This window comes from Monashia sp. NPDC004114 (genome assembly GCF_053603855.1).
Window position 1 is genome coordinate 132,496 of sequence record NZ_JBSGGK010000009.1, and the last position, 17,478, is coordinate 149,973.

The following is a 17,478-nucleotide window of genomic DNA, read 5'->3' on the forward strand; positions in this document are numbered from 1 at the left end:
TAACGATCAACCTGATGCCTGTGTGACCAATGGGACCTTTGGGACGGTGGATGCAGCCGACCGAGGAGAGGTCCCGTGCGCTGCATCCCCACCGTCGTGTCCGTGACCGTCCTGACCGCCACGCTCGTCGTCGCCCCCACGGTGCCGTCCGGCGCCCGCCCCCACCCTGTTGCGCCGGTTGTGCACGAGGTCGGAATCCCTTCCACGACAACGGATTCCGCGGCCCGGAGGGCGGCGCGCAGCGGCGTCGGCGAGCACGTCGTCGGCGCCACCGAGGTCCGCAACATCCGCTTCGACCTCGCAGGCGTCACGTTCGACCGCACTCCCCCGGCCGGGACGCACGTCGAGGTGCGCACCCACGGCACCGACGGCTGGTCTGCCTGGACCGAGCTCGGTGTGGACGACGACGGTCCCGACCCCGGCTCCGCTGACGCTGCCCACGCGCGGCCGGGCACCGACACCGTCGCCGCGCTCGGGTCGGACGCGATCGACATCCGGGTCAGCACGCCCGACGGCACCGTGCCCCGAGGCATGCGGGCCAGCCTCGTCGACGGCGGCACGTCCGCGGCCGACTCCTCCGTCGGAGCTCCTGCTGGGTCGGCGGTCGCAGCGGTGACCCGTCCGGTCATCCACACGCGGGCCGAGTGGGGCGCCGACGAGAGCATCCGCACGTGTGTGCCCGAGCGCCTCAGCGGTTTCAAGGCCGTCGTCGTGCACCACACGGTCAACTCGAACTCCTACACCGCCGACCAGGTGCCGAGCCTGATCCGGGCGATGTATGCGTATCACGTTCGCAGCCTCGGGTGGTGCGACATCGGCTACCAGCTGCTCGTGGACCGTTTCGGCCGCATCTGGCAGGGGCGCTACGGCAGCACCACCGGTTTCGTCGTGGGCGCCCAGACCGGCGGCTTCAACACCGAGACCACCGGAGTAGCGGTCATCGGGGACTACACGTCGGTGCCTTTCTCGTCCGCCACGCAGTCCGCCGTGACCCAGGCCGTCGCCTGGGAGGCCGACCGCTCCCTGTTCGACCCGTCGACCACCACGACCCTCACCTCAGCCGGCAGCACGCGGTATGCCGCCGGCGTGCGCGTCACCAAGCCACGCACCATGGGGCACCGCGACCTCAGCCAGACAGACTGTCCCGGCGACACGGCATACGCACGCCAGGTGCCGGCGATCCGCAGCGCGGCTGGGACGACGTGGCGCGCCGGCCAGTGGTCCGCGCAGCCGGCTCGCACGGCGAGCGAGACCTACCTGCGTCCCGCGTCGTCGGTCCTGACCCTGTCGGGCCGGGGATACGGTCACGGCATCGGCATGTCGCAGTGGGGTGCCTACGGCGCCGCCCGCGCCGGACTCACCTGGCCGCAGATCCTCGCGTTCTACTACCCCGGCACCACCCGCACCACCCAGGGCGAGCCGACCCTGCGGGTCTGGCTGTCGGCAGTCGGTTCCAGCGCCGTGCCCCTCGTCTCGCAGAGCGGCCTGACCATCACAGACGGAACACGTCGCTCGTACCTGTCCACGGCATACCGTTGGCGCGTCGTCCGCGAGGGGAGCACCCTTTCGCTGCAGGCGAGCTCGGGCGCCGGGTGGACCTACGTCACGACCTGGCGAGGCTCCGCCAAACCGCTCACGGTGAGCCGCCCGGGCACCGTCCGCATCGGGCTGCCGGACGGTACCCAGCGCGAGTACACCGGGTCCGTGCGCGTGTCCGTCTCGGGCAGCCGCCTGTATGCCGTCAACCTCGTCCCCTTCGAGGCCTACGTCCGCGCCGTGGTGCCCGTAGAGATGCCGGCCAGCTGGTCGGCCGCAGCACTGTCGGCTCAGGCGGTGGCCGCGCGCACGTTCGCCGCCAACGCCCGCGCCGGTGCGGGCACGCGTGTCTACGACATCTGCGACGTGGACTGCCAGCAGTACCGCGGAGTGGCGGACTACACCGGGGCCGGCGCCTTGACCGTGCGGCACGAGGACACCCGCGCCACAGCGGCGACGCAGGCTACCGCGGGCATCGTCCTGACCTACGGGGGAAAGCCGGCGCTGGCGCAGTACTCCGCCTCCAACGGCGGTCGCACGGTCAGCGGGGGGACGGCCTACCTCCCCGCGAAGAACGACCCCTACGACGGGGCGGTCGCCTCGGCCAGCAACCCACACGCCTGGTCGTCGTCCATCCAGGCGGCCACCCTCGAGCGGGCGTACCCGGCCATCGGGTCGCTCCGCTCCGTCGCCGTGGGGCCTCGTGCCGGTGGAGGCGGCACGGGGACCTGGGGCGGACGGGTCACCTCGGTCACGCTGACCGGGTCGGGGGGCTCGGTCACGGTGACGGGAGCGGCGTTCCGGACCCGCACCGGTCTCCGAAGCACGTGGTGGACGGTCACGTCGCGGCCGCCACGATCGGCGGCGTACTCTCCCCGCGACGTGACCGGCGACTCACGGTCCGACGTGCTCGTGCCGACCGGTGCCTCGCTCCAGGCGCTGTCCTACACCGGACAGCTCGGCTTCACCCAGCGACAGATCCTCGGGTCCGGCTTCTCCGGGATGCGAGCCGCCGCAGCGGTCGGGGCGTTCGACAACGACACGCTCGGCGACGTCGTTGCCATCGGCAGCGACGGCACGGCGTGGCTCTATCGGGGCCTCGGTGCGAGCGGCCTCAGCGCCGGACGCGTGGTCCTGGCCACAGGGTGGGGATCAGTGAACCTCATCGTGCCGGTGGGTGACTGGACCGGCGACGGCTATACCGACATCCTCACGAGGCTCTCCTCCGGCAGCCTCGTCCTGCGCCATGGAGACGGCTCAGGGCGGATCGTGTCGAGCACAACGATCGGCTCCGGGTGGGGCGGGTTCCGCCAGGTCACCGCGGGCGACTTCGACGGAGACGGGCGCCGCGACCTCATGGCGGTGCGTTCCAGCGACGGCGCGCTGGTGCTCTACCCAGGTGACGGCGCGGGGAGGTTCCGTCCGGCGCGCGTCATCGGGACGTCCGGCTGGAAGGCGATGAGCGCCGTGCGTGGCGTCGGCGACATCACCGGGGACGGTCGCGACGACCTGCTGACGCGTCGGGCCGTCGACGGGGCCCTGCTCGTCTACCGGGTGGTCCAGTCGGCCCGGCTCACGACTCCGCTGCGTGCGGGGACCTACGCCTCGACCGCTGCCTGGGGCCAGTAGCCGCGCGCTGCGGCCGAGCCGGCGCTCAGCCCAGGCTGGCGATGTGCTCGATCAGGCCCGTCGTCGACACCGACGGGGTGCGGGGCAGGTAGACGACCTCGCAGACGTCGCTGACCCAGTCGAACTTGCCCGCCCAGTCGTCGCCCATGACGAGGACGTCGGCGCCGTACTTGAGGATGTAGTCGCGCTTCTGCTCCAGGGACTCCTCGACGAAGACCTCGTCGACGACGCGGAGCGCTGCGATGATCTCGAGCCGCTCGTCCTGCGTGAAGACGGGCGGGCGGCCTTTCTTGGCGATGTTGAGCGCGTCGGCGGAGACGCCCACGACCAGACGGTCACCGAGCGCCGCGGCTCGCTCGAGCACGCGGACGTGTCCGACGTGGAAGACGTCGAAGGTCCCGAAGGTGATGACGGTCCGGCTGCTCACAGTGCTCCTTTAGCGGTGGCGACATCGGTGGTGCCGGGTCGCGCCGGCGCCGATGGAGTCGAAGTGCGAGGGTACCCGCACCACCGGCTCAGCCACGAACCATGGCTTCCAGCGAGGCATGGGCCGCCTGGGCGAGGGTCGTCTGCGCCAGGCCGCTGCCGTCGCTGACGGCGCCGCCGTGCAGCACCGCCTCGGCGAGGCTGTCCGCGGTCAGGTGGGCGACCACGACGCCCGCCGGCCGTGGGGCCGTGTCACTGGCGACGACGGTCGCGCCCGCCGCCTGAGCCTCCCGCACGATGACCGAGTCGCCGTCCCACGTCGTCGGGCGCAAGAAGGTGCCGACGCGCGACAGCACGGCAGAGACGGCGTCGGCCGACGAGTCGAAGGCGACCGTCAGCCAGGGCTCCGCGGCGGCCTGGCGCCGCAGCGACTCGACGGCTTCGGTGTCGTTGCCGTAGGCCAGGACCGTGAGCGTCGCGTCGGGCCAGGACTGGCGCAGGAGCCGGACCACGTCGACACCCAGCTCGGCGTTGTAGTGGGCCAGCCCGGCGTTCGTCGACAGCGCGAGGGCGTGGGGCTCGCGCTCGAAGGGGCTGGGCACCGCCGCCGCGGCCGGGTCGAACGGCGTCACGACGGTGACCCGCTCACGAAGCCGGCCGGGCAGGATCGCGCCGATGTCGTCGCTGACGGCCCAGATCTCGTCATAGGCACGCAGGGCCGTGACCAGCGCGGTCCGCCGCCACCCCGCCATCCGAGCCACCTGGCCCCCGGTCGAGCCGGAGTGCAGCACGAGGACCGTGCGGCCGCGCAGCAGGGCGAAGACCGGGGCGAGCACCATCGCCCGCCACAGCCGGGTGAGGTGCAGCAGGTGCAGCGACCGGTGCGCCAGCCGGGGCACCATCGCCGCCGCCCTCCTGGCCGAGCCCGTGTCGACGTAGTCCACCTCGACGCCATCGCCCCGAAGGACGGTCGTCAGCTGGTGGTGGCTGGTGCGCACCCCGCCGACCTCGCCGTGCTCCTGGGCCCACTGGAGCACCGGGGCCGTCGCCCGTGGCGGCGCTGAGGCAGACTCCTCCGGGGCGCTCCCCGTCATCAGTCGAGCCTCGAGCTGGTCAGCACCCCGACCAGATGGCCCCCGGCCGTGACGACGATGAGCGGCACCATGACCACCACGAGCACCTGGGTGCCGACGAGGTCGCCCCGCACGCTGTCGACGACGGCCGCGACGAGAGTGAGCAGGGATGCCTCCACCGCCACGAAGGCGCGGAAGACCGGCACATAGTCAAAGGCCCGCCGCAGCGCCGCGACGCCGGTGGCCTTGGGCCGGGCTGTCGTGGCGACGTCCTCGAGGGGCGGTCGCCCCGTCTTGGCCCGGGCGACGTGGACGAGGTCGGTGAAGGCCTTGTTGAGCAGGACCCCGACGGCAACGAGCAGGCCCAGGACGGTCCACCCGCCGACGTCGCCAGGGTCGGAGAGACTCCATCCGTCGGCACGCAGACCGAGCGCGATCGGGATCGCGGCCTCGGTGACGTAGTGGCCGATCCGGTCGAGGTAGATGCCGGCCGGCGAGAAGCGCTGCCGCCAGCGGGCCACCTCCCCGTCGGAGCAGTCGAGCAGGATCTGGAGCTGCATGGCGATTACCGCGACGAGCGGGCCCACGAGGCCGCCGAAGGGGATCGCGAATGCACCCAGCAGGCCGACGACGATCATCAGCCAGGTCACGCCGTTCGGCGTGATGTGGGTCGGCAGCAGCCAACGGGTCACATAGACCGACAGATGCCTGATGTAGAGGGCGCCGGCCCAGTGCTCGGCGTTGTAGCGGGCGATGTGCTCGGGCGGCTGGGCGACGGACCGCAGCTCCTCGAGGGTGGGGTGGTCGTCCGTCGGGTCGTGGTTCAGGGCCGGGCTCACGGCTGCCCGCCCGGCTGCCCGCCCGGCTGCCCGCCCGGCTGCCCGCCGTGCTGCCCGCCGTGCTGCCCGCCGTGCTGCCGGGCCTGCTGCCCGCGCTGGTCTGCGGACGCGGCACCGACGCGCCATGCCAGCGCCGACTCGACGACGTAGGCCACCAGGAGCACGACGGCACCGGCGAGCAGGAACGGCGCCGGGTTGTCACTGAATCCGCCGATGAGCGCGAGCAGCACGACGCGCCCCTCGACCCCGAGCGTGGCCCGGACCAGCGCGACCGGTGTGCCGCGCCCGGTCTCGCGGAGACGGTAGACGTTGTCATAGGCGTGCCAGCACACGGCGACGAGCCAGGCATAGGCCGCGGCGCGGGCACCCGTGCTCGTGCCTGCAGCGAGCAGCAGGGCCGCCGCCTCGACTGCAACCAGCAGCCCCGGCACCTGCCACGCGAACCGGCCGCGGCCCGATGGCCGCGGCAGCACCACGAGGTCGCACAGCTGGGCTACGGTCGGGTCCGGACGGTCGGCACGGAAGCCGTCACTGCCGTCGCGGGCCTTCAGGAGCCGGCCGGTCTGGGTCCAGGCCAGAGCCAGGACCGACGCGATCCCCAGGGCCCAGAGCAGGAATGCCGGGCTGTAGAGCAGCAGCCCGATGGCCATGATGAGGTAGCGCTCGGCGATGGGCAGGTGGAGCACCTGCTTGACGTCGCGAACGAGACGGTCGCGGCCGCTCGGCTCCGGCGCGAGGACCGTGCGGCTGCCGTCGGGCCCGCCGTCCTTGAACGAGTCGAGGTCGAGCGCGAGGAGCGGCTCGGCGGTGGCTGCCCGCTGGCGGCGGGTGTACGAGAAGTCCTCGACGTGCCTGATGGCGAGGACCGCGAGGACGAGGATCGCCAGCCACCAGAGGTCCTCACCGCGCCGCGCGGAAACCCACGCGACCGCCGCGACCAGCGTGAACTCCTTGACCCGGTCGCTGACGGCGTCGAGCCACCCGCCCAGCGGGCTGTAACGGCGGGTGAAGCGGGCGATCTCACCGTCGACACAGTCGACGACGAGCGACAGGACGAGAAGGACGGCGGCGAGCAGCCACGTCCACCGGGAGTCGACCGCCGCGAGCGCGCACGCGGCGAGCCCGAGGGCCAGGCTGACGACCGTCACGACGTTCGGCGTCCAGCCCCGGCCGAGGCCGTATGCCGTGAGGCGGCGTGAGAGGGGACGGATCGCGAGCGTCGAGAACACACCGTCGTTGCCACGGGACGCCGCCCTGAGCCGTTGCTGCCACGCCGAGCCGCGGGCCCCCATCGACATCTGGTGCCCGCGCTCGACCGTGACGTGGTCGAGCGGCACGGCCTGGACCGAGACGCTCCCGGACCGGACGACGGCCAGCAGGGCGAGGTCGAACGGCGACACGCCGGGGCGGCGTGCGGAGCTGCTCTGGGAGGCGGCGCGCAGGGCCTCGGCGACGCGGGCACGGTCGCGGGCGGCGACGCGAAGCACACCCACGGCATACGCCGTCGGCGCGCTGACGATGTGTCCGGCGGTGCCGACGGACTCGACCGTACGGGTGTATCGGTCGACGCGGACGGGCCAGAACCCGCCGCGGACCATCGTCGGGTCGATCACCTCGCCGCGCAGGTCGCCCACCGGGCCGTGGACCACGGCTGCGGCGGTCACGTCGCGAGGCGCGTCGAGGACGTCGAGCAGGGCGACCGGGCTGACCCGGACGTCGTTGCTGACGAGGACGAAGGGCACGTCGGTGGACGCCCCCGCCACGTCCGCCGCGGCCGACAGGGTCGCGCGAACGTGGTGCAGGTCGGCATCGGTGGCTCGGCGCACGAGCCCGAACGGCTCGAGCGACTCGATCAGGTCACTGGCCACGTCTCCGCCGACGACGAGCAGGTCCGCGCCCGCGGAACGGCCGGCGACAGCCCGAGCACGGGCGTCACCGACCAGAGGACGCTCGTCGAGCCTCACGGAGCGGCGTCCGCGTCGGCGTTGTACTGCTCGATGACCTCCCCGACGGGGCCGTCGGCGACGAGCTCGCCCGACTTGAGGTAGAGGCCGCGCTCGGCGAACCGGTTGAGGTCGTGCTCGCTGTGTGACACGAGGAAGAGCGTCTTCCCGCCCGAGAGCATGTCCTCCATCCGCAGGTAGCACTTCTCGCGGAACGCCCGGTCGCCGACCGCAAGCACCTCGTCGACGAGCACGACCGGCTGGTCGAGCGTCGTGATGAGGGCGAACGCGATGCGCACCTGCATTCCCGAGGAGAAGTGGCGGAACGGCATGTCCATGCCGGCTTGCACCTGCGGGCCGGCGAAGTCGATGATCTCGTCGTAGCGCTCGTCGATCTGGGCCTTGGTCAGACCGTGCAGGCCTGCGGCGAGATAGACGTTCTCGCGGCCGGTGAGCTCGCCGAGGAAGCCACCGGTCAGCTCGATCAGGGGCGCGACCTTGCCTCGCACGGTGGCGTAGCCGTGGTCCGGAAGCATGACGCCCGCGATCATCCGCAGGAGCGTGCTCTTGCCGCTGCCGTTGCCGCCGACCAGCCCGACCGCCTCGCCGCGCTGGACGTCGAACGAGATGTTCTTCAGGGCCCAGAAGGTATCGGTGGTCGCGCCGCTCTGGCCCTTGAAGATCATCTCGCGCAGCGACATCCGGCGACGCCGCGAGCGGAAGAACTCGATTCCGAGGTCACGGACCTCGATCACGGGCTTGGCCATCAGATCTCCTTGAGCACGGCGGGCTCCATCCGCTTGAAGATCACCGCGCCGACGAGCAGGAACACGACCGTGAGCACGAGCGATGACAGGACGGAAAGCTTGTTCAGCTCGCCCCTGAAGAACCCGGCGCGGAACAGCTCCAGGATCCCGCTCATCGGATTGAGCGCGAGCAGCGACCTGAGCACCGGAGGTGCCATGTCGGCGCTGTAGAGCACCGGCGTGGCGTAGAACCCCAGGCGCAACGCGATACGGACCACTCGGGCCATGTCGGTCACCATCACGGTGATCGGGGCCAGGACCATGCCGATGCCGACCGACAGCAGGAAGGTCAGCGCGATCGAGACCGGGATGAAGATGAGCGTCCAGTGCAGATGCGTCTGGCCGGTCGCGACGTAGTAGATCGTGAACGCGACGATGATCGGCAGCGTCAGGATGAACTCCACGCCCTTGGCGCTGACGACGCGCACGACCCACAGCTCACGTGGCAGGTTGGCCGACCGGACGAGCCGGGACTCGGCGAGCAGGGCTCGCGACGTCTCCGACATGTTCTGGGCGAACCACTGCCACAGGAACAGGCCGGTGAGCAGGTGCAGGAAGTAGGGCTGGTTGCCGCTTCGCCGGGCGGTGAAGATCACGGTGAAGACGACGAGGTAGACCAGCGCCATGAGCAGCGGGTCGAGCACCGTCCACACCCACCCGAGCCAGCTGCCGGCGTAGCGGACCCGAAGGTCGCGCTCCACGAGGGTGCGAAGCACCTGACGGTTGGCCGAGAGGCCGCGGACTTGGGCGACGCCGATCATGCGCGCGGACCACCTTCTCCTTCAGTTCGTGCTGTTCGTGCCGGCGTGCGGCCGTGCTTGCTGGTCATATGACCCCGCCGAAGTCTAGGGGTGCTGACCGCGTGCGACGTTCACGCGTGCGTCACGGAACGTTCAGCGTAGGGCGAGGCGGGCCTCGACCAGCTCGGTCGACGCCTTGACGAAGCGGGCCGTCGCGGCCCCCGGTGACGTGTCGCCGAAGTAGTGCCGGACGATGTCCGCCCGGGCTGCGTCGGGCTCGGCCATGGCCGCGTCGAGCACCCGGACGATGGTCGCGGCGTCCTCGACCGTGACCATCGGGACGCTCGTGTTGAGCCGGGTCGGCTCCACCTCGGCCCGCGGGTCGGCCGGGCGGGTGAGCACCAGCGGCTTGCCCGTCGCGAGCCAGTCGAGCGCGACGGCGGAGACGTCCGTGATGCACGCGTCGAGACGCGCCAGGTGCCAACCGAACGCCGTGTCGCGGTCGACGAGGTGTCCGGCCGTGGGGTCCGCATGGTTGGCCTGGGACACGAGGTGGGCCAGGTGGCTGGAGGCGACGCCGTATGCCGGGTGGAACGATCCCGAGCGCGGGTGCGGCCGGTAGACCACCCGGAAACGCCGGTCAGCCAGCAGGGCCCGGAGCATCGCCTCCCCGTGGGTCGCGATCGAGCCGTAGGCCATGCTCCGGCGGTCGCCCTCCCACGTCGGCGCGTAGAGCACTGTCGTGCGGTCGTCGCTGGGCAGCGTCGGGGCCTCGTAGGTCGCGTCGTTCTGCGGCCTGCCGATCTCGACGGCGCGGTGGGCGACGTCGAAGTCGACGAGGGCGCCCTCGAGGCGATCGGCGGCTGCCTGCCCTGCGATGAAGACGCGGTCGTAGGCCTTGAGCTGGTTCGAGGCCATGTACGACTTGTCGCTCTCGCCGTGGCTGACGAACACGTGCGCCGGCTCGGCGAACCGGAGCATCTGGAAGTTGCGGAGGTTCTGGTTGACGTAGAGCACCAGGCCGATGTCATGGCTGGCCATGAACGACTCGATGTCGGTGATGCGCGGGCCGTGGAACACGGGCAGCGGGCACTCGTCGAGCAGCAGCATCGTCGTGTCGGGCATCCGGGAGACGACGACGACAGGCTGGGAGCGGGCCAGCTCCTCCAGCGGTGCGTACCACTGCCGGATCTGGTAGAGGTTCACCGGCTCGTCCGAGAAGTAGACCGCCACGCGGAACCGCGCGTCGGCCCCCGGCACGAGGCCGGTGCGCTCGAGCTTGTGGGTGAGCTGCCTCTTGGCGACCTGTCGTCGCACGGTGTCGCGGCCCAGCTGGACCATCAGCCTGGCGTTGTTCAGCACGTCTTTCGTGTCCTCCACACCCGCGGGAGTCCCCTGCGGGCCGATCGTTCCCCTCTTGGCGACCACCGGCTGACGGTCGTCGCGGCGCCCGGCGTCAGCGGGTCAGTCTTCTGGGGCTCGTGAGGAACCCTATCCCCCAAGCCCAGTGCATCGTCGCCAGCACGAGCGGCGCAGCCGCCCGGGTGCGCCCCGACTCACCCCGGGTGATCGCGAGCCCGCCCGCGGTCACGCCTGCGGCATACCCCAGCGGGACGACCCAGGCGGGCGCCCAGAAGAACCCCGCGACGACGGCGGCGGTCGTCACCCCGACCATCGCGGGCGGGGCGAGGTAGCGGGGGTTGATCGTGCCCTCGTGGTAGCGGGCCACGACACGACGCCAACGGCCGTAGTGGAAGTACTGGCGCGCCAGGGCCGACACCGACGCACGGGGACGGTAGGTCACCTTGAGCTCGGGGGTGAACCACACCTTGCCCCCACTCTCACGGATGCGGTGGTTCATCTCCCAGTCCTGGGCCCTCGAGAAGTGCGGGTCGTAGCCGCCGACACGCTCCAGGGCGCTGCGCTCGAACACGCCGAGATAGACGGTGTCGGCGTCACCCGCCTCGCCGCCGGTGTGGAACCGGGAGGCGCCGACGCCGATCGGGCTCCGCATGGCGCACGCCACGGCGCGCTCGAAGTCGGTCGTCCCTCGAGCGTCCATGATCCCGCCGACGTTGTCCGCGCCCACGCGGCGCAGCTCGGCGACGGCGACGCTGACGTAGTCGTCCGGGATCTCCGAGTGCCCGTCGACCCGGACGACGACCTCACCCGTCGACGCGCCGATCGCAGCGTTGAGACCGTCGGGCGTGCGACCGGTCGGGTTGCGCACCAGGCGAACTCGCGGGTCCTCGGCCGCGATCGCGGCCGCGACCTCGTCGGTCCGGTCCGTCGACGGACCGAGCGCGAGCACCACCTCGAGCGAGCCGGCATAGTCCTGGGCGAGGATCATCGCCACGGCGTCGCGCAGGTGCCGCTCCTCGTTGAGGAGCGGCATGATGACGCTGACCGGAGGGGTCACGTCAGTCGTCACGTCCACTGTCGTCCTTCGTCGTGTGAGCCACCGGCTCGGTGCTGTCGGCGGGCCCGTCCCCTGCCGAGCGGGCGCAAGCCTAACGCGCCCACGTAGGGGCGGTGCACGCGCGGCGCCGGGGCGCTCGCGCGCGGGCGTCTCGTGGGTGCCCTTCAGGGCCTCTCCGGGTTCTTTCCGGGCTTCGCCCGTGGGTTACTGTGACGGGCAGTCGAGCATGGGGCTTGCTCGGTCGACCGGCGCCCCTCGAAGGAGTGCAGGTGGGGGTTCTCGTCCCGGGCACGGCGACGTGGGCGGACACCGTACCTGTCGTCTTCGCCGCCGCGCTGCTGGTGTTCGTGCCGGGCGCGGTCGGGCTGCTGCTGCTGCGCCTGCGCCCTCTGGCGGCCCTCGCGCTCGCCCCGGTCCTGAGCACGGCGCTGGTCGCGGGGACCGGCGTGCTGCTGCCGTTCCTGCACATCCGGTGGGGCCTGGTCCCGTTGGTCGTCGCGACGGTGGGGCTCTGGGCGGTGTGCGCCGTCGTCGGTGCTGTGCTGCCCCCCGACCGGCGCGGACCGGTGCTCCGCGCGCCGGGCTGGGCAGTGCTGGCCGGGGTGGGCCTCGCACTGCTGGTCGTCCTCGCCTCCGTCCTGCCCGTGCAGTCCTCCCCCGAGGCCTTCTCCCAGCAGCCCGACACTGTGTTCCACCTCGCGGACATCCAGTGGATGCTCCGGGAGGGGACGATCTCCTCGCTGCAGGCCGGCAAGTACCAGACCCCCGACTGGTCGGGCTTCTACCCCTCGGCGTTCCACGGCCTGACAGCCACGGTCACGCTGCTCACCGGCGCGTCGGTCCCCGTGTCCGCCTCCGGCGTGGTGCTCGTCATCGTCGGCCTCGTCTGGCCCCTCGGGTGCATCGCCCTGTCGTTCACGGTGCTGGGCCTGCGCCCCGGCGTGGCGCTCGCGACCGGGCTGACCAGCGTCGCCTTCGGGGCCTTCCCGTACCTCCTGATGGGCTACGGCGTGCTCTGGCCCGCCGTGCTCGGGCAGGCCCTCGTCCCAGCGTCGCTCGCCGCGTTCATGGCCCTCGTGGGCGTGCAGTCCGCGCCGCCGTATGCCGTCGCGGGCCGTTGGCGCGCCGCCCTCCTCGTGCTGGTGGCCGTGCTGGCGCTCGCGACGGCGCACCCCAATGCGCTCATCGTCTTCGGACTGTTCGCCGCGCTCGTCGTCGGGGGCCGGGTCGTCCGGTCGGCCTGGAGCCTGCGGACGCGTCGTCCATGGCTCGCGGTCGGCATGGTGGCCGGCTACGGGCTCGCCGTCGTGCTCGCCCTTCTCGCCTCCCGGGCGCTGCGGAGCCAGTCGATGTTCGAGGTGGGCCGCTTCGGGCCCGGCACTTCCGCGCCTCAGGTCTGGGAGTACGTGCTGCTGTTCGCCGCCGACGGCGTGCAGGTGCTCCCGGTCCTCACTGCACTCGCGGCGCTCGGGTGCGTGGTCCTGGTGCGCCGCCACCCAGGAGCCCGCTGGTGCGCCGCGGCGCTCGTCCTCTCCCTCGTCCTGCTGTGGCTCAACATCGCGGTCGACAACGGTCTGGTACGCGCCCTGACCTGGCCCTGGTACAACGACACCCCACGCATCGAGACCATCGTCATCCTGCCCGCCGTGGTGGCGTCGTCCGCCGCTCTGGTGTGGCTCGGCGACCTGGTGTCCGGACTGCTGGCCCGGCGGGTCCGGAGCGTCGTGACCCGGCGCGAGGCCGCGGCGGTGGGCGCCGTCGCCGTGCTCGGAGCGACGACGATCTTCTACGTCGGCGCGCACCAGCAGGTGCTGCGACCGTACTTCCACCCGTCTGCCGACCGGTCGTGGGTCACCGACGACGAGCTGGTCGCCCTGCGGGAGCTCTCGACGGCACTGCCCGCGGATGCCGTCGTCGCCGCAAACCCGTGGAACGGTGCGACGTACCTCTACGTCGTCAGCGGGCGTCGCCTCCTCGTGCCGACCGAGAAGACGAACTACCCCGGCGACATCTCCCTCTTGTCCATGCGCCTCGACGACGTCGGCACCGACCCTGAGGTCTGTGCGGCTGCGCAGCGGCACCAGGTGGACTGGGCCATCACCGGCGGGAACGCGGCGCACCCGGTGCTCAAGGTGACGCTGGACGAGTACCAGGGCGTCGACGCGGTGGACACGTCACCCGCGTGGCAGAAGGTCCGCTCAGCCGGGCCGTACACCCTCTACCGGCGGGTCTCCTGCGCTGAGTGAGCAGCAGCGGTCACCCGAGCAGCTGGCGGGCCATGACGATGCGCTGGACCTGGTTCGTGCCCTCGTAGATCTGGGTGATCTTCGCGTCGCGCATCATCCGCTCGAGCGGGAAGTCCCGGGTGTAGCCGGCGCCTCCGAGCAGCTGCACCGCGTCCGTCGTCACCTTCATCGCGACGTCAGAGGCGTAGCACTTCGCGGCCGCGCCGAAGAACGGAAGGTCCTTGTCGCCGCGCTCGGACTTGGCCGCTGCGACGTAGACCATCTGACGCGCCGCCTCGAGCTCCATCGCCATGTCGGCGAGCATGAACTGGATGCCCTGGAAGTCGGCGATCCGCTTGCCGAACTGCTTGCGGTCCTTGACATAGGCGATGGCCTGGTCGATGGCGCCCTGGGCGATGCCGACGGCCTGCGCGCCGATGGTGACCCGGGTGTGGTCGAGGGTGCGCAGCGCCAGCTTGAGCCCGTCGCCCACGACGCCGACCACGCGGTCGCCGGGGATGCGGACGTTGTCGAAGTGCAGCTCTCGCGTCGGGCTGCCCTTGATGCCGAGCTTGCGCTCCTTCTCGCCGAACGTGAACCCCTGGTCGGACTTCTCGATGACGAACGCCGTGACGTTGCTGCCCCGGGGACCGTCGGGGTCGGTGACGGCCAGGACGGTGTAGTACTCCGAGACGCCGGCGTTGGTGATCCACGACTTCTGGCCGTTGATGACCCAGTCGTCACCGTCGGCGCGGGCGCGGCACTTCATGGCCGCGGTGTCGGAGCCGGCCTCCCGCTCGGACAGGCCATAGGAGAACGTCGTCCGGCCCTGCGCGAGGGGCGGGAGGTACGTCCGCTTGATCTCGTCGCTGCCGGCGAGGATGAGCGGTAGCGAGCCGAGCTTGTTGACGGCGGGGATGAGTGAGGAGGACGCACAGACCCGCGCCACCTCCTCGATGACGATGCACGTCGCCAGCGCGTCGGCCCCGACCCCGTCGTACTCCTCCGGAACGTGGGGCGCGAAGAAGTCGGATGCGACGAGGGCGTCGTGCGCCTCCTGGGGGTAGCGCGCCTCCTCGTCGACGGCAGCGGCATACGGGGCGATCTTGTCCTCGGCGACCGCGCGGACCGCCTCCCTCAGTGCCTCGTGGTCCTCGCTGGTACGGAACAGGTCGAAGTCGGCATTCGTGCTCACGGGCGCGATCCTACTCGCGAGTTCGATTTAGTAGGACGTCCTAGTGATCGACGCCACGCGACCGCCGTCCAGCATGAGGACGCCCCCTGCGTGGCGGCCGCGAAGCGTGCCTACACTCCGCAGTAGGTCATGAGTGCCAGCGCCAAGCCCCGGCTCGCTGGCCGGCAACCCTCCAACCGCGGTGGGGTGCCCCGGGTGAGGACCTGGTCCGCGGCATCCGCCGCGGGCAAGCGCGGAGAGTTCTCTTCCGCACCGATCCGTCGGTGCCTGGGGCATGGGTGCGCCCGGTCATCGGCGACCAGACCTGTCGAACGATGGAGGAAACACCGATGACGACGAGCCCCAGCTGGTCCTTCGAGACCAAGCAGATCCATGCCGGACAGTCCGCCGACAGCGCGACCGGAGCACGGGCCCTGCCGATCTACCAGACGACCAGCTACGTCTTCAACGACACAGACCACGCCGCAAACCTGTTCGGGCTCAAGGAGTTCGGCAACATCTACACCCGCCTCATGAACCCGACGACCGACGTGGTGGAGCAGCGGATCGCCGCCCTCGAAGGTGGAGTCGGAGCGCTGCTCGTCGCCTCGGGCCAGGCCGCCGAGACGCTCGCGGTGCTCAACATCGCCGAGGCCGGCGACCACGTCGTGGTGTCGCCGTCGCTCTACGGCGGCACGTTCAACCTCTTCAAGCACACCCTGCCGAAGTTCGGCATCGAGGTCGGCTTCGTGGAGGACCCGACCTCGATCGACTCGTGGCGGGCGGCGATCCGGCCCAACACCAAGCTGCTGTTCGGCGAGACGATCGCCAACCCGAAGTCAGAGATCCTCGACATCGAGGCCGTGGCCGCTCTCGCCCACGAGCACGGCGTGCCGCTCGTCGTCGACAACACGGTCGCGACGCCGTACCTCATCCGGCCGATCGAGTGGGGCGCGGACGTGGTGGTCCACTCGGCGACGAAGTACCTCGGCGGGCACGGCACGTCGATCGCGGGCGTCATCGTCGACGCGGGCCGCTTCGACTTCGGCGCCGACCCCGAGAAGTTCCCGAACTACAACACGCCCGAGGAGAGCTACCACGGCCTCGTCTTCGCGCGTGACCTCGGCGTCGGCAGCGCCCTCGGCGCCAACCTCGCCTTCATCCTCAAGGCTCGCGTGCAGCTGCTGCGGGACCTCGGCCCGGCCGCCTCGCCGTTCAACGCCTTCCTCATCTCGCAGGGCCTGGAGACCCTGTCGCTGCGGATCGAGCGTCATGTCGAGAACGCCCACAAGGTCGCGGCATACCTCACGGAGCACGAGCAGGTGGAGCGGGTCGTCTGGGCGTCCTTGCCGGACAGCCCGTTCCACGCGCTGGCGGAGAAGTACACGCCGCGCGGCGCCGGCGCCGTGCTGTCGTTCGAGATCGTCGGCGGGCTCGAAGCGGGCAAGAGGTTCGTCGAGGCGCTGACGCTGCACAGCCATGTCGCGAACATCGGCGACGTGCGGTCGCTCGTGATCCACCCCGCGTCGACGACCCACTCGCAGGGCCCCGACGAGGACCGCCTCGCAGCCGGCGTCACGCCCGGCCTGGTGCGGCTGTCGGTCGGGATCGAGCACATCGACGACATCCTCGCCGACCTGGAGCAGGGGTTCACCGCCGCCAAGGCATAGCCGGGACCGGCCGACATACCAAGTCAGCTCACCCGGGGTCGTGCGCGCTCAGCGCAGCCGTACGACCCCGGGTTGCTATGTCCGACGGGCCGCCCCACCAGCGGGGACCGCACGGCGGGCCAGCCGGGCCAGGCGTGACGGCTCGGTCCGCCAGACGGGCGCTTCCAGCGGGTCCCAGGCGTATGCCGGGACCGTTCCCGGGCGCGCGAGCACCCCGTCGAGACCCGGGAGGCCGAGCGTGAGAGCGGACCACTCGAACAGCGGGCCGAGCCGCGGCACGATGATGCCGACGTCGAGCAGATGCCCGATGCTGTGCTCCGCGTCGACGTACGCCTCGAGGTCACCCTCGAGCGGATAGCGGTCCGGCAGCACGCGCGACAGCGACAGGAAGATGCCCGTCATGCTGAGCCGCGGGTCGCCGACGAGACGCCCACAGGGTGCCAGCCAGGCGAGCGCGAGGCGCGGGTTGGCGACGAGGGCGTGCGCGTAGAGGACCCGCACGAGGACGAGGTTGATGAAGAAGCGCTCCACCTGGCGTTCGCGGGCGGCCGTGGCCTCGTTGGCCAGGTATGCCGTCGCGATCGTCACGTTGTGCGCGCGGTACCACGACGTCGCCGTGGGTGCTCGGATGAACTCGAGCATCGCTGCGACACCCGGGGTGCGGGGCTCGCCGCTCAGGCCGAAGGCCAGGGCCCGGGCCTCGCACGTGTCGCGCAGGAGGGCCTCGTTGAGGGCGCGCCACCAGGGGCTCCCCGGCGACGGCCCCGACTCCGGGTTGAGCAGCCCGCGCCGATGCTGCCAGCGCATGAACGCCGTCGCGGCGCGCAGGTACGGCAGGTAGCCGCGGTCGTAAGGGCGCGGCACCTCGTAGAGGCGGCGCAGCAGGTCCAGCCGGCCACCCGGATCGTCACGGACCGCGGCCACGCACTCGTCGGCATACGGGCCGGCCGCGCTCTGTGCCATCGCCAGATCGTCGCAGGGCTCCGCCGCTCACGGCC

At 71.4% G+C, this 17,478-nt stretch carries 13 protein-coding genes and 1 riboswitch; of the genes, 3 read left to right on the forward strand and 10 right to left on the reverse strand.

The window, feature by feature from the left end; genetic code table 11:
• Positions 1–75 precede the first annotated feature (75 nt).
• The gene (locus tag ACWEOW_RS13530) at positions 76–3,165 is read left to right on the forward strand and encodes a SpoIID/LytB domain-containing protein (protein ID WP_452269724.1); all 3,090 of its coding nucleotides are present in this window, start codon (positions 76–78) and stop codon (positions 3,163–3,165) included.
• Positions 3,166–3,190: 25 nt separating this feature from the next.
• On the opposite strand, the gene ACWEOW_RS13535 is transcribed toward ACWEOW_RS13530, so the two are convergent.
• From ACWEOW_RS13535 to ACWEOW_RS13570, 8 genes are all read right to left on the reverse strand, one after another.
• Positions 3,191–3,592 (reverse strand): adenylyltransferase/cytidyltransferase family protein, encoded by a 402-nt coding sequence (locus tag ACWEOW_RS13535; RefSeq protein ID WP_452269725.1) that lies wholly within the window; start codon positions 3,590–3,592, stop codon positions 3,191–3,193.
• Between the two features lie 88 nt (positions 3,593–3,680).
• Positions 3,681–4,685, reverse strand: coding sequence for a glycosyltransferase (locus tag ACWEOW_RS13540; RefSeq protein ID WP_452269726.1), 1,005 nt, complete (start codon positions 4,683–4,685; stop codon positions 3,681–3,683).
• Positions 4,685–5,503: a CDP-alcohol phosphatidyltransferase family protein gene (locus ACWEOW_RS13545; protein ID WP_452269727.1), complete on the reverse strand. Its 819-nt coding sequence runs from the start codon at positions 5,501–5,503 to the stop codon at positions 4,685–4,687. Before ACWEOW_RS13545 ends, ACWEOW_RS13540 begins: the two co-directional genes overlap by 1 nt.
• Complete coding sequence (locus tag ACWEOW_RS13550) at positions 5,500–7,467, reverse strand: DUF5941 domain-containing protein (RefSeq protein ID WP_452269728.1); 1,968 nt, start codon at positions 7,465–7,467, stop codon at positions 5,500–5,502. Before ACWEOW_RS13550 ends, ACWEOW_RS13545 begins: the two co-directional genes overlap by 4 nt.
• Positions 7,464–8,213: an ABC transporter ATP-binding protein gene (locus ACWEOW_RS13555; protein ID WP_452269729.1), complete on the reverse strand. Its 750-nt coding sequence runs from the start codon at positions 8,211–8,213 to the stop codon at positions 7,464–7,466. The genes ACWEOW_RS13550 and ACWEOW_RS13555 overlap by 4 nt, the downstream gene beginning before the upstream one ends.
• Positions 8,213–9,013 carry an ABC transporter permease gene (locus tag ACWEOW_RS13560; RefSeq protein ID WP_452269730.1) on the reverse strand — a complete coding sequence of 267 codons (801 nt, stop codon included), beginning with the start codon at positions 9,011–9,013 and terminating at the stop codon, positions 8,213–8,215. Before ACWEOW_RS13560 ends, ACWEOW_RS13555 begins: the two co-directional genes overlap by 1 nt.
• A 132-nt stretch (positions 9,014–9,145) precedes the next feature.
• The gene (locus tag ACWEOW_RS13565) at positions 9,146–10,420 is read right to left on the reverse strand and encodes a CDP-glycerol glycerophosphotransferase family protein (RefSeq protein WP_452269731.1); all 1,275 of its coding nucleotides are present in this window, start codon (positions 10,418–10,420) and stop codon (positions 9,146–9,148) included.
• A gap of 28 nt (positions 10,421–10,448) precedes the next feature.
• Positions 10,449–11,429 (reverse strand): glycosyltransferase family 2 protein, encoded by a 981-nt coding sequence (locus tag ACWEOW_RS13570; RefSeq protein WP_452269732.1) that lies wholly within the window; start codon positions 11,427–11,429, stop codon positions 10,449–10,451.
• Between the two features lie 251 nt (positions 11,430–11,680).
• Here ACWEOW_RS13570 and ACWEOW_RS13575 point away from each other — a divergent pair, with 251 nt between their 5' ends.
• On the forward strand, positions 11,681–13,657 hold the full coding sequence (locus tag ACWEOW_RS13575) for a DUF6541 family protein (RefSeq protein WP_452269733.1): 1,977 nt from the start codon (positions 11,681–11,683) through the stop codon (positions 13,655–13,657).
• 10 nt (positions 13,658–13,667) lie between these two features.
• On the opposite strand, the gene ACWEOW_RS13580 is transcribed toward ACWEOW_RS13575, so the two are convergent.
• The gene (locus ACWEOW_RS13580; protein WP_452269734.1) at positions 13,668–14,831 is read right to left on the reverse strand and encodes an acyl-CoA dehydrogenase family protein; all 1,164 of its coding nucleotides are present in this window, start codon (positions 14,829–14,831) and stop codon (positions 13,668–13,670) included.
• A 125-nt stretch (positions 14,832–14,956) separates the two neighbouring features.
• A riboswitch (SAM riboswitch) is annotated at positions 14,957–15,070 on the forward strand.
• 90 nt (positions 15,071–15,160) lie between these two features.
• On the opposite strand from ACWEOW_RS13580, the gene ACWEOW_RS13585 reads away from it, so the two are divergent.
• Positions 15,161–16,480 carry a bifunctional o-acetylhomoserine/o-acetylserine sulfhydrylase gene (locus ACWEOW_RS13585; RefSeq protein WP_452269735.1) on the forward strand — a complete coding sequence of 440 codons (1,320 nt, stop codon included), beginning with the start codon at positions 15,161–15,163 and terminating at the stop codon, positions 16,478–16,480.
• Positions 16,481–16,555: 75 nt separating this feature from the next.
• On the opposite strand, the gene ACWEOW_RS13590 is transcribed toward ACWEOW_RS13585, so the two are convergent.
• On the reverse strand, positions 16,556–17,443 hold the full coding sequence (locus tag ACWEOW_RS13590; protein WP_452269736.1) for a hypothetical protein: 888 nt from the start codon (positions 17,441–17,443) through the stop codon (positions 16,556–16,558).
• Positions 17,444–17,478: the final 35 nt, after the last annotated feature.